The following is a 23,793-nucleotide window of genomic DNA, read 5'->3' on the forward strand; positions in this document are numbered from 1 at the left end:
CGCCAGCGGCCTGTCGCGGCCGCTAACCGCGACAGGCCATTCCTCTCGGAATATGCCGACGATAGCCGATCGCGCTATTACAAGGATGGGTGGAGCGAAGCGATACCCATCGATCTTCTTCTGTACGGTGAGATGATGGGTATCGCTGCGCTCCACCCATCCTACAGGCAACAAAAAAAAGCCGGCGTTGCCGCCGGCTTTCATCTCTCGTTGGCTCGTTCGCCGCGCGGTTAGTGCGCGGCTTCGAGGGCTGCTTCCTGACGGGCGATCGTGCCCTTGACGGCCGACTGCACCTTCTCGAACGCGCGGACCTCGATCTGCCGCACGCGCTCGCGCGACACGCCGAACTCGGCGGCGAGGTCTTCCAGCGTCATCGGCTCATCGGCCAGGCGACGCGCCTCGAAGATGCGGCGTTCGCGCGGGTTGAGCACGCCGATCGCGCCGTTGAGGGCCTGGCGGCGATGATCGAACTCCTCGCTCTCGGCCATCAAGGCTTCGGCGTTGGGCGAGTTGTCGACCAGCCAGTCCTGCCATTCGCCGGCTTCGCCGTCGTCGCGGATCGGGGCGTTGAGCGACGCGTCACCGCCGAGGCGGCGGTTCATGTCGACCACGTCCTGATCGGTCACGCCGAGGCGCTTGGCAATCAGCTTCACCTGGTCGGGGTGGAGATCACCCTCTTCCAGCGCGGAGATCTTGCTCTTCGCCTTGCGCAGGTTGAAGAACAGCTTCTTCTGGTTCGCGGTGGTGCCCATCTTCACGAGCGACCAGGAACGCAGGATGTACTCTTGTATTGACGCCTTGATCCACCACATGGCGTAAGTGGCGAGACGGAAGCCCTTCTCGGGCTCGAATCGCTTCACCGCCTGCATCAGGCCGACATTGCCTTCCGAGACGACCTCGGAGATCGGCAAGCCGTAGCCGCGATAGCCCATGGCGATCTTGGCCACGAGCCTGAGGTGGCTGGTGACGAGCTTATGCGCCGCGTCGCGATCGTCATGCTCGCGCCAACGCTTGGCGAGCATGTACTCCTGCTGGGGTTCCAGCATGGGGAACTTGCGGATCTCGGCGAGGTAACGTGAAAGGCCGGATTCTCCATTGAGAACCGGCAGCGTAGCTGTACGGGCCATTCGAGCGCCCTCCAGTGGTTCAGACCCCCGATAGCGGCGGGCCCGGCAGGTGGCCGCTGGGTTAAAGCCGGCCATGCTGCGATGTTCCGCGCTGGATATTCAGCGCAGGTGCAACATACACCAAACTGTCCGTGATAGGGAAGGATTGCTGACGTCACGTCCCCGTGTGGCAGGTATAACCTGTTGTCATAACGTGGCTTTTCCGGAAGGGGTGCGTCATACCGCCGCTGCCAGCGCCCGTTCCAGGAGAAGCAAATCCTCCGGCAGGGGCGACTCCCAGCGTAAAAGTTCCCCGGTGCGGGGGTGCTCCAAAGCCAGCAGATAGGCGTGCAGCGCCTGCCGGTCGAGCGCGGTAAGTGCGTGCTTACCTTCCGCGCCGAGCTGTCCGGCCTTGGTCTTGAAGTGGGCGCCGTAAACGCTGTCACCCATCAGGGGATGGCCGAGATGGGCGAGGTGGACCCGGATCTGATGGGTGCGCCCGGTCTCGAGCCGGCAGGCGAGCAGCGAGGCGACCGGCTTGCCGTCGCGGCCGGCAAAGCTCGAGAGCACCTCGAAATGGGTGATCGCCTCGCGGCCGCCTTGGCGCACGGCCATCTTCTCGCGGGCATGCGGGTGGCGGTCGATCGGCGCATCGATCGTGCCGTGCGGCCGGTTCGGCACGCCCCAGGCGAACGCCATGTAGCCGCGCTCCATCGGGCCGGTGCGGCCGTGGTCGGCGAACTGCGCCGTCAGCGACTGGTGGGCGTGGTCGTTCTTGGCCACCACCATCAGCCCGGTGGTGTCCTTGTCGAGCCGGTGCACGATACCCGGCCGCTTGACCCCGCCGATGCCGGACAGGCTGGTGCCGCAATGGGCGATCAGTGCGTTGACCAGCGTTCCCGTGGCGTGGCCGGCCGCGGGATGCACGACGAGGCCCCTCGGCTTGTCGATGACGATGATATCGTCGTCCTCGAACACGATATCGAGGGCGATGTCCTCGCCCTTCGGCTCCGCGGGGGCGGCCTCGGGCACGTCGATTATGATCGTATCGCCGCTAGCGACATGATAAGCGGGGTCGCGGACGACGGCGTCCTTGACGGTCACGGAACCCGCGAGGATCAGCGCCTTCAGCCGGGACCGTGACAGCTCCGGAGTGCGCTGTGCGAGCACGCGGTCAAGCCGGGCCGAGCCCTCATCGCCAGCGACGATGACCTCCAGCTTCCGACCGCCATTCGAAGAGACCTGCTGCGAAGTAACTTGCAAAGACATAGAGCCTTGTGATGACCGACACCGCTGTGACCGAACCGACCCCCGACCAGGCCGCGCTGATCGCGCGGGTGCGGCGCATGATGCTGATCGCGGGCCTGACCTCGGCACTGGCCGTGGCCGTCGTGTTGATCGCCATCGGCTACCGCCTTTATCGCAGCGAGGGAAGCCCCGTTTCGGTGTCCGACGTCACTGCTGCGCTGCCGAAGGGCGCCCGCATCGTCGCAACCGGCGTCGCCGGCGAGCGGCTGGTGCTCACGCTCGATATAGGCGGTGCAACAGAGATCCGCACATTTGATGCAAAGACGCTGAAACCTGTCGGCAGGCTGAGCTTCGTCAACGAGCCCTGACCTTCGCAATCGCGAAGCCGCACACGAGATCAACCAAAAGCTGCAGCGTATCTTTTGCGCATGCGTTCGCGCATCGAGAAGGTGTGCCGCCATCTTTTCGGCCGAGTTGCACGTTCAGCTTGCGCCATGTCGCAACCCAACCCCAACGCTTCCTTCGAGCAATGCGGTGAATCCGATGCAGTGGGGTCGTGCATCGATCCGACGCGCCGCGCGGTGTTGACCGCGCTCGCGGGCTGCGCCTGTCTCGCTGCGATCGAGCCCGCAGCCGCCGACGATGAAGATCAGCCCGGCGCCAGTGAGCGGCCGCAAAAAGCCGATGTGCTTGTGCGCGCCGAAGGCGACAAGGCCGGCCAGGTCATCAAGTCGGATGATCTGACCTTGGGCGGACCGCCCATTCGCGCCTGGCCGCAGGACCCGAAGACCTCGGTCGTCCGCAAGGGCTCGCGGCTCAACGAGGTCGTGCTCGTCAAGCTCGATCCCAACGAGCTCGACGATGCGACGCGCGCCCGCGCGCCTGACGGCATCGTCTGCTACTCCGTCATCTGCTCGCACGCCGGATGTCCGATCACCGCCTGGGTGAGGGAAGAGCAGGGCGACAAAAAAGTTTTGAAATGTCTCTGTCACAACTCCGAATACGATCCGCGGCAGAATGCGCAGGTCGTGTTCGGGCCGGCGCCACGTCGCCTCGCGGCATTGCCGCTGACGGTGGCCGACGGCGCGATCACGGTCGCAGCGCCATTCGTCGGGAAGGTGGGTGCTCAGCAGGGAGGATGAGGCCCCACCGGGAGTTCTGCATGATCTAAATAAAACTGAAAAAATAGAACAGAGCAGGGAGGTAGCATCTCATGACAAGCAAGCAGTGGTTACTGTCGAGTTGTGTCGCATTCACGTGCCTGATTTCGACTTACGCCGTCGCGGGGCCGATCGAAAACTACAGTCCGGTGACGTCTCAGCGTCTCGAAAATCCCGAACCCGGCAACTGGATGCTCTATCGCCGGACCTATGACGGACAGGGCTTCAGTCCGCTCAACCAGATCAACACATCCAACGTCAAAGACTTGAAGCCGGCCTGGACCTTCTCGACCGGCGTGATCGAAGGCCATGAGGCGCCGCCGATCGTCAACAACGGCGTGATGTTCGTCGCGACCCCGATGGGGCAGGTGATCGCGCTCAACGCCAAGACCGGCGAGGAGTACTGGCGCTACAAGCGGCAGCTTCCCGACGATCTGTTCCAGTTGCATCCGACCAGCCGCGGCGTCGGCCTGTGGGAGGACAAGCTCTATCTCGCCACCACGGACGACCACGTCGTCGCGCTCGACGCCAAGACCGGCAAAGTGGTCTGGGACACCAAGGTCCAGGACTACAAGAAGGGTCAGTACATGACGCTGATGCCGCTCACCGTCGACGGCAAGGTGATCGTCGGCGGCTCCGGTGGTGAGTTCGGCGTGCGCGGTTATGTTGCCGCGTTCGACGCGAATAGCGGCAAGGAGCTGTGGCGCACCTTCACCATCCCCGGCGAGGGCGAGCCCGGTCACGAGACCTGGAGCGGCGACGACTGGAAGTCGGGCGGCGGATCGGCCTGGATGACCGGCACCTACGACAAGGACACCAAGACGGTCTATTGGGGCGTCGGCAACGCCGCGCCATGGCCCGGCTCGATGCATGCCGGCGACAACCTCTACACCAGCTCGGTGCTCGCGCTCGATCCCGACACCGGCAAGATCAAGACCCACTTCCAGTATCACCAGAACGATTCCTGGGACTGGGACGAGGTCGATGCGCCGATGCTGATCGACATGCAGCGCGACGGACGGTCGTTCAAGAGCCTAGTCCATCCCGGACGCGACGCGATCTTCTGGGTGCTGGAGCGCAAGCCGGACAAGATCAACTATGTCGCCGGCTGGCCGTTCGTGAAGACCAATGTCTGGAAGGGCATCGAGGCGGAGACCGGCCGGCCGATCGTCGATCCCGAGCACAAGCCGGTGCTCGGCAAGCGGGTCGAGTTCTGCCCGTCACTGTGGGGCGGCAAGGACTGGCCGTCGGCGGCCTATAGCCCGAACACCAAGCTCGTCTATGTGCCCGCCAACGAAAACTTCTGCGGCGGTTTCACCGGCGAGAAGCAGCCCTTGGTTCCCGGCCAGCTCTGGCTCGGCACCAAGCCGGAGGACATCGGGTTGATCCCCGCGCCGAATGCCGATCATTTCGGCGAGTTGCAGGCGTGGGATCCGGCCACCGGCAAGAAGGTCTGGCAGCACGACTACAAGACGTCGCAGCTGTTCGGTGCCGTGACGGCAACCGCAGGCGATCTCGTTCTCGCCGGCGGCACCAACGACCGCGCCTTCCGCATCTTCAACGCCAAGACCGGCGAGCTGTTGTGGGAGCAGAAGACCAACTCCGGCATCATGGCGATGCCGATGTCCTATGAGGTCGATGGAACGCAGTACATCGCGGTCCAGTCGGGTTGGGGCGTCGACGCGCAGCGCATCCAGGACGCGCTGGCCGGCAAGGTCAAGGGCTTCGAGAACAACGTCCCGCAAGGCGGCGTGATCTGGGTGTTCGCGCTCGACAAGAAGTAAGAGACACGACATGAGCTTCGGTTCTGATTGAATCAGAGCCGAAGCTCCAGCCTTTGTTTGAGCATGATCTTTTCGGAAAACCGCTTCGCACTTTTCCGGATCAAGCTTCACCGACAGGGGGCGATGCGATCGGGAAGCGGCGGTTGGGGAGACCGGCCGCTTCCCGGTCCGCTTTTGTGCAACCGCATGATGGATTGCGGTTCGCTTTAGCCGCGCATTCTATGCACCTCTCCCGCTTGCGGGGGAGGTCGGATCGCATCGAAGATGCGAGCCGGGTGGGGGCTCTTTTTCCACGATGTGACTCGCGGAGAGAGCCCCCCACCCTGGCCCTCCCCCGCAAGCGGGAGAGGGGACGCAGCGTCCGCGCGGCTATTGCTCGCTCACGTCTCCAGCTGCTTGCCGATCGGCAATGCGCGGATGCGCTTTCCGGTGGCGGCGAAGATCGCGTTGATCAGCGCCGGTGCGAACGGCGGGACGCCGGGTTCGCCGACGCCGCTGGGCGGCGTGTCCGCGCCGGGCGGCACGATGTAGACGTTGGTGATGCCAGGCGACTCGTCCATCCGGATTACCGGGAAGTCGTCGAAATTGCTCTGCTGGACCTTGCCGTCCTTGAAGCTGATCTCGCCGTATTTGGCCAGACTCAACCCCATGATCGCAGCGCCTTCGATCTGCGAGTTGATCCGCTCCGGATTGACGTAAGTGCCGCAATCAATCGCGGTGTCGACCCGCGGCACCGTGAACTTGCCCTTGTCGTCGACCGCCACCTCGACGATGGTCGCGATGTAGCTGACGAACGACCGATGCACGGCGATGCCGAGACCGTGGCCTTTCGGCACCGTGCGGCCCCACTCGCCCTTTTCGGCGACCAGCTCGACCACCTTGCGCAGGCGCGCGGTGTCGATCGGGTAGCTCTCATAGGGCTCGCCGTAGTTCCAGGGATCCTTCACCGAGGACAGGTTGACGATCCGGGGCGATCCGATCAGCTCCAGCAGCATATCCTTCTGGTCGCGATTGGTCGCATGCGCGATCTCCGCGGCCATGGATTGCACCGCGAAGGCGCGCGGGATGTTGGAGACCGAGCGGAACCAGCCGATCCGCGTCATCGCGGCCGCTTCCGGATTCTCGCACTGCAGATTGGCGATCTCGAACGGGTTGTCGATCAAGCCCATGCCGAGCTCGAACGGCGCTTCGTGGTTGGCGCCGGCGGCGAAGGTCGAGGCGATGGTCGGCGCCACGCTGCGGTGCCGCCACGCAATCACTTTGCCGCTCTTGTCGAGGCCGGCCTCGATCCGTTCCACCGAGACCGTGTGCAGGAAGTCGTGATGGACGTCGTCCTCACGGGTCCACTGCACCTTGACCGGCGCGCCGAGTTCCTTCGACAGCAATGCCGCCTCGAGCGCGAAGTCGCATTTCGACTTGCGGCCGAAGCCGCCGCCGAGCAGCGTCACGTTGATGGTGACATTGTCCTCGGGGATCCCGAGCGTCTTGGCGACGTCCTCGCGGGTGCCGCCGGGGCTCTGCACCGGCGCCCAGATCTCGGCCTTGTCGCCCGTCACATTGGCAACCGCGACCGGCGGCTCCATGCTGACATGGGCGAGATGCGGCAGATAGTATTCGCCGGTGATGACCTTGTCGGCGCTCTTCAGCGCGGCATCGACATCGCCTTCCTTGCGCACCACGAGGCCCGGCTTGCGCGCGGCCTCTTCGAGGGACGCACGATAGGCGACCGAGTCATATTTGGCATTGGCGCCGTCATCCCAGACGATCTTGAGCTGGTCGCGGCCCTTGATCGCGGCGCCGGTGTTGCGCGCGATCACGGCGACGCCGCCGAGCGGCTGGAATTTTGACGGCCACGGCCAGCCCTTGACCTCCATCACCTTCTCGACACCAGGCACCTTCATCGCCGCGCTGTCATCGAACGACTTGACCTTGCCGCCGGTGACCGGCGGGCGGGCGATAACCGCGTATTTCAGGCCGGGCAGGCGGATATCGGCGCCGTAATGCGCCTTGCCGGTGGTGATGTCGTGCAAATCGACGATCGAGACCTGGCCCTTGCCGAGATAGCGGAAGTCTTTCGGGTCCTTCAGCTTGAGGCTGTCGATTGCAGGCACCGGCTCTTTCGCCGCATCGGCCGCGAGATCGCCGAAGCCGGCCTTGCGCCCGCTCGCGCTGTGCACGACCTCGTGGTTCTGCGCCTTCACCTCGGTGACCGGCACGCCCCATTTCTTGGCGGCGGCGGCTTCCAGCATCGCGCGCGCCGAGGCGCCGATCTGGCGCATCGGGATCAGATAGTGCCGCGTGCTGCGCGAGCCGTCGGTGTCCTGGTTGCCGAACTTGACCTCGTCGCCATGCGCCTGCTGGACATGGACGCGCGACCAGTCGGCCTCCATCTCCTCGGCGACGATCAGGGGCAGGCTGGTGCGGACGCCGGTGCCCATCTCGGAGCGATGCGCCAGGATGGTGACGACGCCGTCGGGCGCGATCGCGACGAACACGCGCGGATCGACCACGACGCCGTGCGGCATCTTGCCGGCGCCGGTCTCATAGGCGAACGCCTGGCGCGTCATTACGGGCGCGGCGAGCACGAAAGAGCCGGCGATGCCGAGCCCCTTGAGGATGCTGCGGCGGGAAAGATTCTCGATCCTGGCGTGCTTCTCGAAGCCACGAAGCTTGTTCGGATTGGTGCGGATATTCATGTCACACCCCCGTCGATGCGAGATGCACGGCATTCTCGATCCGCTGGTAGCAGCCGCAGCGGCAGATATTGCCCGACATGGCTTCGCGGATCTGGTCGTGATTTGGCTTCGGGTTCTGGTCCAAAAGCGCCGCGGCCTGCATGATCTGGCCGGCCTGGCAATAGCCGCACTGCGGAACATTGACCTGGCGCCAGGCCTTCTGCACCGGATGGTCGCCGGTCGGATGCAGCCCCTCGATGGTGGTGACCTCGCGGCCGGCCGCGTCGGAGACCGAGGTGATGCAGGCGCGCACGGCCTCCTTGTCGATGATCACGGTGCAGGCGCCGCACAGCGCCTGGCCGCAGCCGAACTTGGTGCCGGTGAGGCCGGCTTCGTCACGCAGATACCAGAGCAGCGAAAGATCCGGGTCGCCGTCCCAATTCTGTTCCTGGCCGTTGATTTTTAGTTTGATCATGGTCTGTCCTCGCTCTGCCTAAGCTATTGACCGGTTGCGGCGCGAGGTGCGGAACGTCTTCCATCGCCTGCGGCCGCGCTGATGTTTGTTTTGCCAAGATGTTTGTGAAGATGTTGGTGAGCCAAATTGTCGTGCGCCAAGGGATTGCGCTTTGTTCCAAGCACTCCTCTTGCTTCTCGAGCGCCTTGCCCGGCGCAGCATGGTGAAGGGCTGCGATGTTAGCAGAGCAAGGCGGCGAGTGACTTCACAGGCAGGTGTTCTAGAGAGAGCAGTTTTGCATTTGCGGTTTGTCAAAAGCAGGGCCGTGTGCGACGCAGACATGACATCCGGAGGTGGCCGTCATGCAATCGGCGCGGCCGCATCGCTGTGGTATTTTGGCGCAAACGCTCGAAATCCCGATCCCGCTGGCCGTTGCGGCAGGTTGTGTTGGAGAAAATTTGAAATGACGCAGAGCCCGCGTCCGGCATGGGTGACCCCCACACTTCTTGTGGGGGCGCTTCTTGTCATCGGTGGTGCAGTTCAGGCGGTGCTCAGTATCGCAGCCGCCGGCTTCAGGTACGTTCCCTCTGGCGCGATGCTTGCTGTGCTTGTTGGCATCGGACTGATCGTGGTCGCGCAGGCCCGGAAATAGATACTCAGCGGGGTAGGTGCCGGCGAGGCGCGCAAGCCTGCGCGCCCGGCCCGTTTGGGACCCCATCCGTGCCGAAACCGCCGGCCCGGTCTGTAAAGCATGGATGACAAAATCCCCGCCGCAATGCACAAGGCACCTTGCGGCGGGGGGATTTCAAGGCTATTGCCTTCCCTCTCAACGCTCCCTTCGTCTAGCGGTTAGGACGCGGCCCTCTCAAGGCTGAAACAGGGGTTCGATTCCCCTAGGGAGCGCCATTCCTGAACAGATCTACGAACCCGAGGCTTACGTTGACGGCTTGGGTTAGCGGCTCGGGTTGGCCCTCGGGGCTGAATGTGGATCGGATGTTGTCGTATGAGACGACGATCCGGATCTTGTCCTTGAAAACGATGATCACATCCACCGCGCTCGCCAGGTATGCCGTTCGAGCGGCGATGTCGCCGGCTCACGCATCAGCGGCGAGGTGAGGCAGCCGGCTCAATTCTGCATCGGCCTGCTCCAGCCAATACCGCATGTCCATATCCATATACATCGTCGCCGCGGCCGCGAGTTGCTCGCCGGCTTGATCCGGTCGGCCGGCGTGCAGATAGAGTTTTCCGAGGCCGTGATGGCAACGCGCGACGAGCGGACGCAGGTCGAGCTCCTTGGCCAGCGCGAGCGCCTCGCGGTAGTAGCCTTCGGCCTGCTCCGGAGAGCCCTCGCGGCCGGAAGCTTCGCCAAGAAGACGGAGGGCGGCCGCCTCGCCGCTGCGTTGACCGTTTTCGCGGGCCAGCGCCAGCGCCTGCCCGGCAAATTTGAGAGCGTCCGCATGGCGGCCCGCAAGCATGCATACTTCGCCCATTGGCGTCAGGAACAGTGCCTGGGCAAATCGATGTCCCATACTCTCGAAAACGTTCAACGCCTGTTCCATCAGCGGCAGGCCTTCGGCAGCTCGGCCCAGCCGCGCATACGCATAGCCCAGGCTGCCCGAATTACCTGCGGCAAGGAACGGCAGGTTCCACTCGCGAGCCACCGTCAGGCCGCGCTCCAGCAGGGCGACCGCGCGACTCAGTTCTCCCCGGGTTGCCAGCAGGTCAGCAAGACACCAGCAGACGGTGGCCAGGCTATAGGGGTGATCGACCGCTTCAGCGAGGCGGATGCCCTCCTCGCCGTGAACGATGCCTCGTTCGAATTTGCCCTGGTCGGTACAGATGCGCGTGAGAAAACTGCGGGCGCTGACCGCCGGAAATCCAGCAAGGGAAAATTGCTGGAAGCTCAGTTCGCCTTCGAGTAGCTCCAGGACCTTGAGAAAAAGAGATTCTGCCTCGGCGTAGTGCAGCGTCAAGAAGCAAGCGGTCCCGAGAAAAAGCGATGCAGCGACCCGGAGCGAAAGTTCGCCGAGAGAATCAGCAAGAAGATGCGCGTGCCGTCCGAATTTGACGGCGTCCAGTGGATTGCCGGTGAAGCCGAGAGTCTGGCACATGTGAATAGAGGCCAGACAAAGCCGCGGCGCATCGCCCAGGCGTTTGGCCAACGCTTCGGCTTCGCGAAGATAGCCGAGGATGCGCCCGAACTGGCCGAGTGGGAGCAGCGATGTTTTCAGATCGAACCGAAGATCGATCGCCTGTTCCATCGTCGCCGTGGTTTCCGGCAGCGTCTCGAGGCTGCGCAACGCCCGCTCGAAGAAACTGGCGGCCTCGCGGTTGGCCCAGCGTGCGTGTGCAAGTCGCGCGGCCTTGATCCAATGGTCGGTCGCTTCGCGCGCCAGTCCGGCTTCCGCGAAATGATGGGCGACGATCTCGGGTTGGCTTTCAGTCTGCGCCGAGCAGTGTTTGATCAGCGCGCTCGCAATATCTGCGTGCAACTGCCGTCGTTGGCTTCTGAGCATCGTGACATAGGCGGCATCCTGCACCAACGCGTGCTTGAATGAGTAGCTCGCCAGCGGCGGCGTGCCGCGGCGGGTGACGAGGCCGGAGGCCGTCAGCCGGCCAAGCGCGGCGTCGATATCCAAGGGGGCCAGCGGCGATATCGCGGCGATCATCTCGTAGGAGAATTCCCGGCCGATGGCAGCACCGATCGAAGCCACGTCCTTCGCCGCGCCGCCGAGCAGATCGAGGCGAGCCGCCAACGAGGCCTGCAACGTCGTCGGTATGGCGAGCGACGGCAGCGCTCCGTCGAGGACACTGCGGTCGGCTGCCTCGCGCAACGGCCCATCCTCGAGCAGCGTACGGGTCAGCTCCTCGATGAACAGCGGTACGCCGTCAGTACGCGACAGGATCTGCTCCACGATCGTCTCGGGGAGAACCTTGTCGCGGGCGATGTCGCCAATGATGCCGGCGCTTTCGCTGCGGCCCAGGCGACTGAGGGGCAGCATCGTGACATGTGGCTGGCCGACCCAGGACGGCTGGAATTCCGGCCGGACCGTGACGAGCAACAGCAACGGCAGATTTGCCGCGCGGGCCACCACTGCGTCGAGCAGATCGAGGGATGTCGGATCGATCCAGTGCGCATCCTCGACTACGATCAGCATGGGCTTCTGTGCCGCCAGGCCTGAAAGCTGATTGAGAAGTGCGTTGAGAGTCATCTCCCGTCTCTGTTGCGGGCTGATCGCCAATGCCGGATAGCGTCCGTCCATAGGCACACCCACGAGCTCGGCGATGAGCGCGACATCGAGCGGCAGATTTGTCGTCGTCGGCTCGAGCAGGGCTTCCAGCCTGTCGATCCGCGCGCTGGCGCCACTGCCAGGTTCGAAGTCCGCAGCCAGTTCCAGTTGGGTGATGACCGGGTAGAGCGCGCTGTGCGTATGGTGCGGAGAGCAAGAATAGCGCAAGTGGCGATGCCGTCCGTCCTCCAGCCTTTCCAGCACGCTCTCGACGATGCGCGACTTGCCGATGCCGGGTTCGCCCGAAATTACCATCACGCGGCCCGCGCCGGACCTTGCCTGATCCCAGCGGCGCAGAAGCAGCTCGATTTCTTCCTGGCGGCCGGCGAGGGCGGTCAATGATCCGGCGCGTCGGGCATCGAAGCGGCTGACGCCGACAGCCTCGCCGAGCACATGCCACGCGGTCACCGCTTGTGACAGCCCCTTGACCTCTATGTCCGGCAGCGCGCGATACTCGAACAATTGCCCGAGTAGCCGCCGTGTGTCGGCTGCGATCGCGACCTCGCCCGGCGCAGCCGCGGTCCGCAACCGAATCGCGAGGTCTGGCGTCTCGCCGATCGCAAGTTGTTGCCGTATGTCGCCGGATGCGGGCTTTTCGCCGATCACAACCAGTCCTGTAGCGATCCCCACGCTTGCGCGAAGCGGGCTGCCGGCCGGCGCACTCAGGATCCGGACGGCGTCGACGACGGCAAGGCCTGCGCGCACGGCGTGCTCGGCGTCGTGCTCGTTGGCTGCGGGGTAACCGAAATAGATCAGGAGGCCGTTGCCCTGGTACTGGGCGACGAAGCCATGGAATTGCGCGGCAATATTGGCCGCCAGCTGATGGAAGGCAATGATCTGATCGTGGACGTCCTCCGGGTCGCGGTCTGCCGAAAGGGGCGTCGCGCCAATCAGGTCGCACGCCATGATCGTCAATTGACGCTGCTGGCGGCTGCCGCGATGAAGCAATTGCAGGGACGCATCGCTGTCCCGCGCTGCGACAGCTACGGCTGCAGGACCCGGCTCATCAACGCCGCCCGAGGGCTCACTCGCATGCGCTGAGTCGGATGGGCTGGCGCTGCGGAGCCCGGCGACGAGCGACTGGGTGACCGCGTCGGGCGCGGTATTCAGTTCGCGCTTGAGCAGCACGACCAGGTTTTGATAGCGCTTGAGCGCTTCAGCCTTGCGTCCGGTGGCCGTGAGCGCCTGGATGACCAGCCGATGCGCGTCTTCGCGCAAGCCATTCACCGCGATGGCCCGGTCGGCATTCTTGAGCGCGGATTCCGGGTTTCCCGATTGCAACGCGTGCTGGCCGTGCCGGACCATGGAATCGACCGCCAGGTCTTCCAGTCGCTCTCGTTTTTTATCGAGCCATTCCGACCAGGCATCTTCTTCGATATTCAAATTCGTCAGCAGCGGGTTGCGATACAGATCGGCGGCCGCAGCCAACGACGCGCGGCTGCCTTCGAGGATCAACGCCTCGAAACGGGCTGCGTCGCAATCGAACACGCCGGGTGCGAGCCAGACGTCATGGTCGTCGCTGAAAATGGCCTCCTGGCCGAGAATTCGGCGTAACCTGACCAGGCTCTGGCGCAGATTCTGCCGGGCCTGGGTTTCGAAATGCGACCCCCAGAGCAGGTTCGCGAGCTTTTCGCGGGATTGGGGGCGAGGCGCCGTGCAGGCCAGATAAGCCAGCAGTCCGGCGAGCTTCCGGCCAGGCAACGGGATCACGCCATTGCTTGTGGTCAGCTCAAAGCGCCCGAACAGCGACAGACCAAATCTCGGAAGTTGCACGCTGTCTCTCATTCCAAACGTGACCCTGGCGCTCGGAGACCGTGTCCCCGGAAGCACATCTTACATGCTTTGGCATATTTTGGATGCCGCGCAAGCAAGAGTCACGCTGTTGTCACGCTTGACTGACGCAGGCGTTGACGGCGGTCAGCGTAGGTAGACGTCGTCGGGGGGGATTTCCGATTGCTCTCCGACGGATTCGAAAGGGCATGGCCGGGGATATTTTGCCGGGGATTCCTCCGCGGCGGCCCGGTTCTGGGGGCAAAATAAGTGACAAATCATTTGTGGCTCGGCAGCCATTACACGCAGCGCGCCGCCTCCGGAGCAACCAGCATTGACGGGGCGCGTCTGCGCCCGCTTCTCGCGTCGTGTTCGCTTGCCGCGCTGCTGGTCGGCGGCGGCGCGCCGGCGGCCCATGCAGCGTGCTATACCGGGCCGTTCCCCTATACCAACACCGGCAGCAGCGACTGCATCGTCGTCAACAATGCGACTGTCAGCGGCAATCTGGTCAATGGCGCGAGCGGTACCATCACCGCGAGCGGCGTTTTCTCGCCCGGTATCACCGTCAGCAACAGCTCAATCGGCGGCAGCGTTATCAACGCCGGCAACATCACCGCGGCCTCAGGCACCGGAATATTGACTTATAATGCGACTGTCAGCGGCGGCATCAGCAATTCCGGCACGATCTCGGCCGGCGACGGCATTTTGGTCGGCGGCGACAGCTTCAGCGGCGGCATCAGCAATTCGGGCACGATCTCGGCCGGCGGCTACTACGGCATTGTGGTCGGCGGCGCCGTGACGGTCTCCAGCTTCAGCGGCGGCATCAACAATTCGGGCACGATCTCGGCCGGCGTCGACGGCATTTTGGTCGGCGGCGGCACCGTGACGGTCTCCAGCTTCAGCGGCGGCATCAGCAATTCCGGCATGATCTCGGCCGGCGCCTACGGCATTGTGGTCGGCAGCGACGACTACTCCAACGGCGTATCGGTGATCTCCGGCTTCAGCGGCGGCATCAGCAATTCCGGCACGATCTCGGCCGGCAACAGCGGCGGCCCCCACGGCATCCGCAACCCCGGCGGCAACGGCATTTGGGTCGGCGGCGGCGCCGGCACGTCGGTCACGATCTCGACCTTCAGCGGCGGCATCAGCAATTCCGGCACGATCTCGGCCGCCCTCGGCGTCGGCCTCGGCAACGGCATTTTGGTCGGCGGCAGCAACGGCTTCGTTCAACTTCCGTTTTCGGTGACGATCTCGGCCTTCAGCGACGGCATCGGCAATTCCGGCACGATCTCGGCCGCCAGCAGCGGCATTTGGATCGGCGGCGACCTCACCAACGGCTCATCGGTGACGATCTCCAGCTTCAGCGGCGGCATCAGCAATTCCGGCACGATCTCGGCCGGCTTCGCCGGCATCAGGGTCGGCGGCAACGTCTTCATCAATGCGCCGTCAGTGACCATCTCGGCCTTCAACGGCGGCATCAACAATTCCGGCTCGATCTCGGCCGGGTTGGGCGGCAGCGGCATTTGGGTCGGCGGCATCGCCTTGGACGGCGGGTCGGTGACGATCTCGACCTTCAGCGGCGGCATCAGCAATTCCGGCACGATCTCGGCCGGGTCGGGCGGCAACGGCATTTGGGTCGGCGGCGACGCCTTCTTTGGCGCGTCGGTGACGATCTCGACCTTCAGCGGCGGCATCAGCAATTCCGGTACGATCTTGGCCGGCGGCACCGGCATCAAGGTCGACCATGTCATGGCCTTCGCTGACGGGATCACCAATAGCGGCACGATCTCGGCCGCCACCGGCATCTCGGTCAGCAGCGCAAGCCCGGTCGGCGTTTTCGATTCCGGCGTCATCGTCGGGACGAGCGGCACGGCGGTGGATCTGTCAGGCAATGCCGCCGGCAACAGTTTTACGCTGGGGCCGGGCTACAGCATCACCGGCCTCGTCAAGGGCCAGGGCAGCGACACGTTCCAGCTCGGCGGCACCGGCAGCGGCGCTTTCAACCTGTCGAATATCGGCACGCAATATACCGGCTTCACCGCCTTCAACGTGGTGGGCGGCGTGTGGACGGCGACCGGCGTCTTCGGCCAGTCCCAGGCCTGGAACGTCGACGGCGGCACGCTGGCCGGCACCGGCACGTTCAACGCGGTCAACGTCAATGCCGGCGGCACGCTGGCGCCCGGCACGTCGATGACGATCAATGGCAGCCTCACGCTGCAGTCGGCGGCGGTCTACATGGTGACGCTCAACGGCGTGGCGGCGAGTCGCGCCAACGTGTCCGGGACGGCGACGATCGCGAGCGGCGCGCGCTTCGCCGTCGCCGGCGGCAGCACGCCCGTTGTCAACTCCACCTATACGGTGCTTGCCGCCAGCGGCGGCGTGACCGGGACGTTCACCAACCAGGACGTCGTCTTCGGCATCTACAGAGGCGTGCTCAGCTATACCGGCGACGACGTCGATCTGACGGTCAGATACAACTCGCTGCTGCCGCTGTTGCCACCCAATCCGCCCGTCAATGTCGTCAATGTCGCCACCGCGATCGACGCCGCGATCCAGAGCGGCGTTACGCCGCCGGCGGGCTTTGCCAATCTGTTCAATCTTTCTCCGTCGCAATTGCAATATGGGCTGACCCAGCTCTCCGGCGAAGCGGCGACCGCAGCGGGCAAGGGTGCCGATCAGCTGATGACGCATTTCCTGGAGCTGATGCTCGATCCGACGGCTGGCGGCGGCGGCATCAGCGGCGGCGGCGCCGCAAGATTTGCGCCGGAGCAGGACACGACCTTGCCGGCAGATGTGGCGCTCGCTTACGCCAAGGCGCTGAAGGCGCCGCAATCCAATGCGCCGCAAAGCTTCGATCAGCGCTGGACGGTGTGGGGCGCGGCTTTCGGTGGTGCGAGCCATACCGATGGCAATGCGGCGCTCGGCTCCAATAATGTCACGGCGAGCGATTACGGCTTCGCGGCCGGCATGGAGCGGCACTTCACGCCGGACACGGTCTACGGCTTCGGCCTTGCCGGCGGCGGCACCAATTGGACGCTCGCGCAGGCGCTCGGCTCTGGACGCAGCGACGCCTTCCAGGCCGGCCTCTACACCAAGACGCATTGGGGGCCGCTCTATCTGTCCGGCGCGCTGGCCTTCGCCAATCACTGGTTCACCACGGATCGCATCGCGCTCGGCGATCAGTTGCGCGCGACGTTCACGGGCCAGAGCTACGCGGCGCGGGGCGAAGCCGGCTATCGCTATGCCGTGCCGGTCACCGGCGCCATCATTGGCGTGACACCTTACGCCGCACTGCAGGCGCAAGGCTTCCGCACGCCGAGCTACACCGAAACCGATCTCACCGGCGGTGGCTTCGGATTGTCTTATGCGTCGGCAAATGCGACCGACACGCGCAGTGAGCTCGGCATGCGCTTCGACAATCTGCAAGTCGTCAACGGCATGCCGCTGGTGCTGCGCGGCCGCTTCGCCTGGGCGCATGATTGGTACACGAATGCGACGGCGTTGAACGCCGCTTTCCAGGCCTTGCCCGGCTCGAATTTCACGGTGAACGGCGCGGCGCCGCCGAAGGACTCCGCGCTGACGACCGCCGCCGCCGAATTGCACATCACACAGAGCTGGACCGCGATCGTCAAATTCGACGGCGATTTCGGCGCCGGCGCGCAAACCTATGGCGGGACGGGGACGCTGCGCTATTCGTGGTGAGGCGGCTTAAGACAGCGGTGCATCCAGGCAATGAACAATAGGGGCGGGCAGACACCACCGGCGTTCATGCCGCTCGGTGAGGCATTGCAATACGCCGAGCGCTGCCGCAACGACGGCCGGCTGACGGAAGCCGAGGCGGTGTGCCGTCAGATCCTCCAGGTGCAGCCGAATACGCCGGAAGTCGAACACCTCCTCGGCGTCATCGCACATCAAAACGGCAAGCTTGCCGAGGCTATCCAGCATGTGCAGCGCGCGACCAAGCTCGCGCCACAGATCGCGGTGTTTCACGCCAATCTCGGCGAGATGCTTCGCCTTGCCGGGCGGCCCAAGCTCGCCGTTGAAGAGGCACGGCGTGCGCTTGCCATCGAGCCGGATCTGCCGGCGGCGCTGAGCAATCTCGGCGTCGCGCTCTACGAGCTGAAAGACTACGAAGAGGCGGCGCGCGCACAACGCAAGGCAATCGCGGCCGCGCCGGACTTCGCCGAAGCCCACGGCAATCTCGGCAATGCGCTCCACGCTCTGCGGAAATTCGACGAGGCGATCGCCGCTTTTCGCCGCGCCATCGAGCTCAAGCCGGATTATGCCGACGGCTGGGCCAATTACGGCACGACGCTGCATCACAGCGGCAGCTTCGACGAAGGCATTGCCGCGCTGCGCCGCGCGATCGCGCTGGCGCCGCATCACGCCAATGCCCGTTCCGGGCTCGGCATTCTCCTGCTCATGCGCGGCGAATTCGGCGAGGGTCTTGACGAATATGAATGGCGGCTTCGCTCGACCGAACGCAAGGGGCCGCGTTTTCCGGAAATTCCCTGGGCAGGCGGCAGCCTTGCCGGCAAGCACATCTATGTTCAGGCCGAACAGGGTTTCGGCGATACGCTGCAATTCGCGCGTTACATCCCGCCGCTTGCCCGGCGCGCGAGCCGCGTCACCTTGCGAGTGCATCAGCAGCTGGTGAGGCTTTTCCGCGAAAGCCTGCCAGGCATCGCCGTGCTCGGCGATCGCGGCGATCCGGCGCCGTATCAATGCGATGCCGTGCTGCTCAGCCTGCCGCGGCTGTTCAGGACCCGGCTCGAATCCATTCCTTGCGACGTGCGTTATCTGCGCGCGCCTGCCGATGCCGCGCAACGCTGGGGCAAGCACCTTGCCAAGATGCGAGGCCTCAAGGTCGGCCTGGTGTGGGCCGGCAATCCCGAACACGTCAACGACAGCCGCCGCTCCCTTGATCTAGAAGTCCTGGCGGCGCTCTTCGAAGTGCAGGGCGCTTCATTCGCAAGCCTGCAGTTTGGGCCGCGAGCGGTCGATCTGAAAAAGCGAAAGGGCAAGCCCGCGATCGAAGATCTCGGCGCGCAATTTCAGGATTTTTCCGATACGGCTGGCGCGGTCGATGCGCTCGATCTCGTCATCACGGTTGACACATCGGTTGCGCACCTTGCCGGCGCGCTCGGCAAGCCTGTCTGGGTGTTGCTGCCCTGGGTGAGTGATTGGCGCTGGATGCTCAATCGCGAGGACAATCCCTGGTATCCGACCATGCGCCTGTTTCGGCAAAAGCGCGGCGAGAGCTGGACCGATATCGTGCCGCGCATCGTTGAGGAACTTGCGGCTGTCGTGCGGGGCGACCTTGCGCGGCTCACGCCGTTCAGGGCCGAAGGCGCGCGCCGCGCCGCGCATGCCGCGGCGATCATGGCGGCGGAAGCCGCGCAGGTTGCGGAGCCAATCACTGCGCCGGTGACGGCAACGCCGCCCGGCCAGGCGCTCGTTGTCGCCGAACAGAAGCGCCGCAACGGATTTCTGGCCGATGCAGACGAGTTGACGCGCCGCGCGATTGAAGCCGAGCCCGACAATGCCGAAGCTGCCCACATGCTCGGCATCATTGCGCACCAGTCCGGCAAATTGTCCGATGCCATCGCACACGTACAGCAAGCGATAGCGATCAATCCGAATGTTGCGCTCTATCACGCCAATCTGGGTGAAATGTGCCGACTTGCCGGCCGCGTCGACGAAGCCATTGCGGCGAGCCGCCGCGCCATCGCGCTTGATCCGGGCAATGCCGGCGCCCACAGCAATCTCGGCATCGCCCTGTTCGATCAGGGCAAGTTCGAGGAGGCGCTCTCGTTGCACGAACGCGCCATCGCGCTGCAGGCCCATTTCGTGCAAGCTCACAGCAATCGCGGTAACGCTCTGCAGCGATTGAAACGCTTTGCCGAGGCTGAGCCGTCCTATCGCCGTGCCGTCGAATTGCAGCCGGACTTCGCCGACGGCTGGAACAATCTCGGCACCTGCCTGCGTGAACTCAAGCGCGCCGAAGAGGCCGAGACGGTTTACCGCAAGGCGCTTGAGATTGCGCCCAACAATCCCGATACGCTCGATAATCTGGCGCTTGCGGTGAAGGATCTCGAGCGGCTCGACGAAGCCGCCGAGTTGTTGCGCCGCGCGCTCGTCATCGAGCAGAACAGTGACAAGATTCATCTGCACTACGGCACTGTGCTGCTCGACCAGAAAAAAGTGGATGAGGCGGAAGTGGCGGCCAGCCGGGCGCTGTCGCTCAATATGAACAATCACGACGCCGTCAATCTGATGGGGCGGATCGCGTTCGAGCGCGGCGACCTCGATGGCGCGCTCGCCTCTCATCAGCGCGCGCTCGCGCTCAAGCCGGATCTGGCGGATGCCTATAACAACATGGGCAACGTGCTGAAGGAGCTGGGCCGGTTGGGCGAAGCGGAGGAGGCTTATCTCGAGGCGCTGCGGCTCGATCCGGCCGTCGCGAGCGTCTATGTCAATCTTGCCGACTCCAGGAAATTCGTCGCTGGCGACCCGCATCTTGTCGCCCTGGAAGCGCTTGCAGCGAAGAGCGAGGGCCTATCGAAGACCGATCGCATGCGGATCGACTTCGCGCTCGGCAAGGCCTATGCGGACCTTCAAGACTACCCGCGTTCGTTCCGGCATTTGCACGCCGGCAATGCGGCCAAGCGCGCGACGATTGGCTATGACGAGACGGCGGCCTTCGCGCTGTTTGACCGCATCGAGCGTATTTTCACTCCGGACATGATCGAAGCGAAGTCCGGCAGCGGCGATCCTTCACAGGTGCCGATCTTTGTCGTCGGCATGCCGCGTTCGGGCACGACGTTGATCGAACAGATCATCGCCAGCCATCCCAAGGTGCACGGCGCCGGCGAACTGCAGACCTTCCGTGACGTCGTTCTTACCGTCCGTGGGACGGACGGCTGTACGATCCCATATCCGGAATTCGTGCCTGCGCTGGATGAGGCCGCCTTGCGGCAAATCGGAAGAGATTATGTCGCGCGGCTCGGCGAGATTGCGCGGCGAGAGGCAAGCCCAACCGTGCAGCGCGTCACCGACAAGATGCCATCGAACTATTATTTCCTCGGACTTATTCATTTGGCGCTGCCGCAGGCGAAGATCATTCACGCCGTGCGCGATCCGGTCGACACCTGTGTGTCGTGCTTTTCCAAGCTGTTTTCCGCCGAGCAAAACCATACCTACGATCTCGGCGAACTCGGCCGCTATTACCGGCGCTACGAGCGGCTGATGACGCATTGGTGCCGCGTCCTGCCGGCCGGAAGCGTCCTGGACGTCCGTTATGAAGACGTGGTGGGTGATCTGGAGAGCCAGGCGCAGCGCATCATCGCCCATTGCGGCTTGCCATGGGATGACCGCTGCCTGTCGTTTCACAGAACCGAGCGTCCGGTCCGCACCGCGAGCGCGACGCAGGTCCGCAAGCCCATTTATCGGAGCGCAGTCGGACGTTGGCGGGTCTATGAGGACCAGCTTGAGCCACTTCTCACCGCATTGGGTGGCCGCGCCAGGCTTGGTTAACCCCATACAGGCGCGCATGTCGGGTGGTGCCAGGACTTGGCCAACCGCCATTTGCTGGATTATATCGGAATCTCAATCGCATACGAGTTCGTAGTTTTATTCTGAATGGCGCGCCAAAGCTGCCGGATGTCGTCGTCTCTTCGATTTCCTACACTGCCACACGATGTCCCCCCTTTCGGAAGGGCAGCGGATGGTGGCCGGTTCATCGGCATCGGCCAAGGGCCGCGAAGCTGATTAGTCAGATGGCAACCCAAGACCGTTTGGCAGCATAACCAAAATAAGGTTCTGCCCTTCCGGTGGATGGCGCGAGATATGTCCCTTCCCGTGGGTATCCTCGACGAGGACTGCATGTCCTGCAGTAACGCGTCTCACCTTTCCATCGCTCGTCTCGAATTCCACGTGGCCGTCCAGCCATACGGCGAGCAGTCTATCCGGTGGCATGTGAAAACCGGCTTCGCGCACCCCAGCTGGGATGTGAACAAAACGGACGCGTGACGCCAGTTAGTATGCCGAAAGCTCAAAAGGCGCTTCGTTGGGGAATAGCGGAGTCATCGTCGTCACGACGCCCACCTCCCCAAAATGGGATTTTCCATCTGGAGTGGCAAATATATGCAGGCACCTCATCCCCGACCTCCATCGCTTGATCTAGCCCGGCATATGGAGGCCGTGATGCTTGCAATGCGATGTCCGGGATGAGTCAAGACGCAGACTTGCGGTCGATGTCCGCGGCTGTTCGCCACGATCAACAAGTTCGTACACCGTGCGGCTCCCAATGAATCCGGCACCTCCGGTAAGAAGGATCGGATTGCTCATCCGCCTTGGCTGACCTGATTTGAAACCTCGGGAACAAAGTTCCCGTCAGGCGTGTTACCGAAGTCCAGCCAAAGTACAACACTTGAGGTGCGCTGGGGGTCGTTCCCGATTTAGCGGTTGAGCGAGATGATAGCTTCAAGTGACGGGTGCTTCCGCAACGCAAATTCCCACCGCGTTCCGGGCGGCCCCAGTGCGTGGTCATGCAATCGGTTAAGGACGTTGCATGGCGCTTGAACGGGTGGATCGCGACAGCTCCGGGTTTGTGAGGCCGCAACTCGGCCTCGCATTTGCTGCTCGCCATGCCGAGACGTTGCTCGTGCTCCTTGTGCTCGGCGTGGCCCTAATCATCGGGCTTGCGACCGCCGCGGACTACGGGCTGTCGACCGACGAATTCAACACCGACGAGTACGGCCCCAAGGCGCTTGCCTGGTACACGAGCGCTTTTGCGGACCGGTCTCAGTTCGAGACGGTCGAAGAGTATCTGTGGATGTATGGACCCTGGTTTCAGATGCTCGTCGCGGCGGTGCAGTCGCTTGCGCTCGCGAGCCCGATCACGGTCCGGCACGCCATGACCTTTCTGGTCGGTCTCGCTGGGCTCGCCGCTGTCGTGCCGATCGCACGGCTCACGGTCGGGTCCTGGGCTGGGTTGACGGCGCTCACCCTGTGCCTGCTGACCGGCTACCTCTACGGCAACCTGTTCTTCGCCCCGATCGACGTGCCGTTCCTGTTCGCCATGAACTGGTCGACCCTCGCGATCGTCCTGATGGTGTGGCAGGGGGCGCCTAGCTGGCGGCTGACCCTTGTGACAGGCCTTGCCACCGGTCTCGCCATCGCGACGCGCACCGGCGGGGTGATCACGCACGTCTACCTCGTCGGCGGCATGAGCCTGTGCGCGCTCGAGGTGCTGCTGCGCCATGGCCGCGCGGGCTATGGCCAATTGCGCCGGATCGCCTCGCATACGCTGCTCGTCATCCTCATCGCCTGGCTGACGGCGGTTGCGCTCTGGCCGTGGTTGCAGATTGGAAATCCGCTCACGCAATTCCTCGAGGCCTATCGGCACTTTGGTACGCTCGACACCTCGTTCGAATTTCAGAACTGGGGCCGGCTCACGTTCACCGATAACGTGCCCGCCTGGTACATCCCGGGACAGCTCGTGGCGCGTCTGCCGGAGGGCTTTCTGGCGTTGCTGTTGCTCGGCATGGCGGTCTGGATCGGTGCTGCAGGGTCGTGGATCCGCGCCACCTTCGGCGCGCTGCGGCGGTCCGGTGTTGTGGGACTGCGACCGGTCGCGGCCGAGCTCGCAGGATCGCGCGCGGTGCTGGTCGTTAGTGTGGCGGCGTTCGGGCCTATCGGGGTGCTTATCCTGCAAGGCTCGACGCTTTATGACGGTATGCGCCATGTATTGTTCGTGATCCCGATGCTCGCCATCGTGGCCGCGCGCGGGCTCGCGAGCCTCTTGCCCTTCTTGCGGCGCCTCCCGATCGTGCCCGTGGCCCTCGGGGGCGCGCACGCGGCCACCATCCTGGCGACGCTCATCATCCTGCATCCGCTCGAATATATCGCGATGAACGGTCTGGCAGGCGGCGTCCCCGGCGCTTACGGCCGCTTCGACCTCGACTATTGGAGCATGGCGGCTCCCGAGGCGCTGCGCCGCCTCGAGGCGCGAATTGACGCCGAAGGCCGGTTCGCGGGCGATTCGCCGCGCGTGCTGCTCTGCCTGGCCTGGCGCGAGAATCTGGCCGGCGTGATGTTCCGTCGCAACTGGATTGCCGAAACACATCTGGACAAGGCCGACTACCTGATCGCCACCGAGCGCTGGCCTTGTGCCGATGGCACGACGGCCGTACTGGTTGACGAGGTCAAACGATTTGGCCGCCCCTTCGCCTGGATCTACGCCAATTCGTCGCGGGCTCGGTGAGTGACGCCCGCCTGCACAAACTTGCCCCGCGCGACTTGG

General features: G+C 64.1%; 12 protein-coding genes and 1 tRNA gene. 8 read left to right on the forward strand and 5 right to left on the reverse strand.

The features are described 5' to 3' along the window. Positions 1–234: hypothetical protein (locus AC628_RS44895; RefSeq protein ID WP_210190291.1), on the forward strand; the 234-nt coding region annotated here is incomplete at its 5' end. Here the strand turns inward: AC628_RS44895 and rpoH are convergent. Both rpoH and AC628_RS32795 read right to left on the reverse strand, forming a co-directional pair. Further along, positions 231–1,127, reverse strand: coding sequence for an RNA polymerase sigma factor RpoH (gene rpoH / locus AC628_RS32790; RefSeq protein ID WP_021077401.1), 897 nt, complete (start codon positions 1,125–1,127; stop codon positions 231–233). The two genes, AC628_RS44895 and rpoH, sit on opposite strands and share 4 nt — an antisense overlap. Before the next feature lie 216 nt (positions 1,128–1,343). Then, a complete protein-coding gene (locus AC628_RS32795) occupies positions 1,344–2,375 on the reverse strand; it encodes an RluA family pseudouridine synthase (RefSeq protein ID WP_143201925.1) in 1,032 nt (343 codons plus the stop codon). Positions 2,376–2,386: 11 nt separating this feature from the next. Between AC628_RS32795 and AC628_RS32800 the strand changes: the two genes are divergently transcribed. The 3 genes from AC628_RS32800 (at position 2,387) to AC628_RS32810 (ending at position 5,298) form a co-directional block, all read left to right on the forward strand. After that, positions 2,387–2,722, forward strand: a complete 336-nt coding sequence (locus AC628_RS32800; protein WP_050402671.1) for a hypothetical protein — start codon at positions 2,387–2,389, stop codon at positions 2,720–2,722. 126 nt (positions 2,723–2,848) lie between these two features. After that, complete coding sequence (locus AC628_RS32805; RefSeq protein WP_074130885.1) at positions 2,849–3,496, forward strand: QcrA and Rieske domain-containing protein; 648 nt, start codon at positions 2,849–2,851, stop codon at positions 3,494–3,496. Between the two features lie 71 nt (positions 3,497–3,567). After that, the gene (locus AC628_RS32810; RefSeq protein ID WP_074130886.1) at positions 3,568–5,298 is read left to right on the forward strand and encodes a methanol/ethanol family PQQ-dependent dehydrogenase; all 1,731 of its coding nucleotides are present in this window, start codon (positions 3,568–3,570) and stop codon (positions 5,296–5,298) included. Between the two features lie 380 nt (positions 5,299–5,678). Here the strand turns inward: AC628_RS32810 and AC628_RS32815 are convergent, their stop codons facing one another. Then, positions 5,679–7,994, reverse strand: a complete 2,316-nt coding sequence (locus AC628_RS32815; RefSeq protein WP_074130887.1) for a xanthine dehydrogenase family protein molybdopterin-binding subunit — start codon at positions 7,992–7,994, stop codon at positions 5,679–5,681. A 1-nt stretch (position 7,995) separates the two neighbouring features. Beyond that, complete coding sequence (locus AC628_RS32820) at positions 7,996–8,448, reverse strand: (2Fe-2S)-binding protein (protein WP_074130888.1); 453 nt, start codon at positions 8,446–8,448, stop codon at positions 7,996–7,998. Positions 8,449–9,258: 810 nt separating this feature from the next. On the opposite strand from AC628_RS32820, the gene AC628_RS32830 reads away from it, so the two are divergent. After that, positions 9,259–9,333, forward strand: a tRNA-Glu gene (locus AC628_RS32830). A 188-nt stretch (positions 9,334–9,521) separates the two neighbouring features. On the opposite strand, the gene AC628_RS32835 is transcribed toward AC628_RS32830, so the two are convergent. After that, positions 9,522–13,502: an ATP-binding protein gene (locus AC628_RS32835; RefSeq protein ID WP_245321445.1), complete on the reverse strand. Its 3,981-nt coding sequence runs from the start codon at positions 13,500–13,502 to the stop codon at positions 9,522–9,524. A gap of 255 nt (positions 13,503–13,757) precedes the next feature. Between AC628_RS32835 and AC628_RS32840 the strand changes: the two genes are divergently transcribed. From AC628_RS32840 to AC628_RS32870, 3 genes are all read left to right on the forward strand, one after another. Further along, on the forward strand, positions 13,758–17,189 hold the full coding sequence (locus AC628_RS32840) for an autotransporter outer membrane beta-barrel domain-containing protein (RefSeq protein ID WP_143201926.1): 3,432 nt from the start codon (positions 13,758–13,760) through the stop codon (positions 17,187–17,189). Between the two features lie 66 nt (positions 17,190–17,255). Next, complete coding sequence (locus tag AC628_RS46225) at positions 17,256–21,023, forward strand: tetratricopeptide repeat protein (protein WP_502689803.1); 3,768 nt, start codon at positions 17,256–17,258, stop codon at positions 21,021–21,023. Between the two features lie 1,036 nt (positions 21,024–22,059). Continuing rightward, on the forward strand, positions 22,060–23,754 hold the full coding sequence (locus AC628_RS32870) for a hypothetical protein (RefSeq protein WP_074130892.1): 1,695 nt from the start codon (positions 22,060–22,062) through the stop codon (positions 23,752–23,754). Positions 23,755–23,793 lie beyond the last annotated feature (39 nt).

The sequence above is a fragment of the Bradyrhizobium sp. NAS96.2 genome, from assembly GCF_001908235.1.
Taxonomy (GTDB): domain Bacteria; phylum Pseudomonadota; class Alphaproteobacteria; order Rhizobiales; family Xanthobacteraceae; genus Bradyrhizobium.

Coding starts and splice junctions, on each gene's coding strand:
- AC628_RS32800 (WP_050402671.1), top strand. CDS start 2,387: ATGACCGACACCGCTGTGACCGAACCGACCCCCGACCAGGCCGCGCTG.
- AC628_RS32810 (WP_074130886.1), top strand. CDS start 3,568: ATGACAAGCAAGCAGTGGTTACTGTCGAGTTGTGTCGCATTCACGTGC.
- AC628_RS46225 (WP_502689803.1), top strand. CDS start 17,256: ATGCCGCTCGGTGAGGCATTGCAATACGCCGAGCGCTGCCGCAACGAC.
- AC628_RS32795 (WP_143201925.1), bottom strand. CDS start 2,375: ATGTCTTTGCAAGTTACTTCGCAGCAGGTCTCTTCGAATGGCGGTCGG.
- AC628_RS32820 (WP_074130888.1), bottom strand. CDS start 8,448: ATGATCAAACTAAAAATCAACGGCCAGGAACAGAATTGGGACGGCGAC.
- AC628_RS32805 (WP_074130885.1), top strand. CDS start 2,849: ATGTCGCAACCCAACCCCAACGCTTCCTTCGAGCAATGCGGTGAATCC.
- AC628_RS32835 (WP_245321445.1), bottom strand. CDS start 13,502: ATGAGAGACAGCGTGCAACTTCCGAGATTTGGTCTGTCGCTGTTCGGG.
- AC628_RS32870 (WP_074130892.1), top strand. CDS start 22,060: ATGGCGCTTGAACGGGTGGATCGCGACAGCTCCGGGTTTGTGAGGCCG.
- rpoH (WP_021077401.1), bottom strand. CDS start 1,127: ATGGCCCGTACAGCTACGCTGCCGGTTCTCAATGGAGAATCCGGCCTT.
- AC628_RS32815 (WP_074130887.1), bottom strand. CDS start 7,994: ATGAATATCCGCACCAATCCGAACAAGCTTCGTGGCTTCGAGAAGCAC.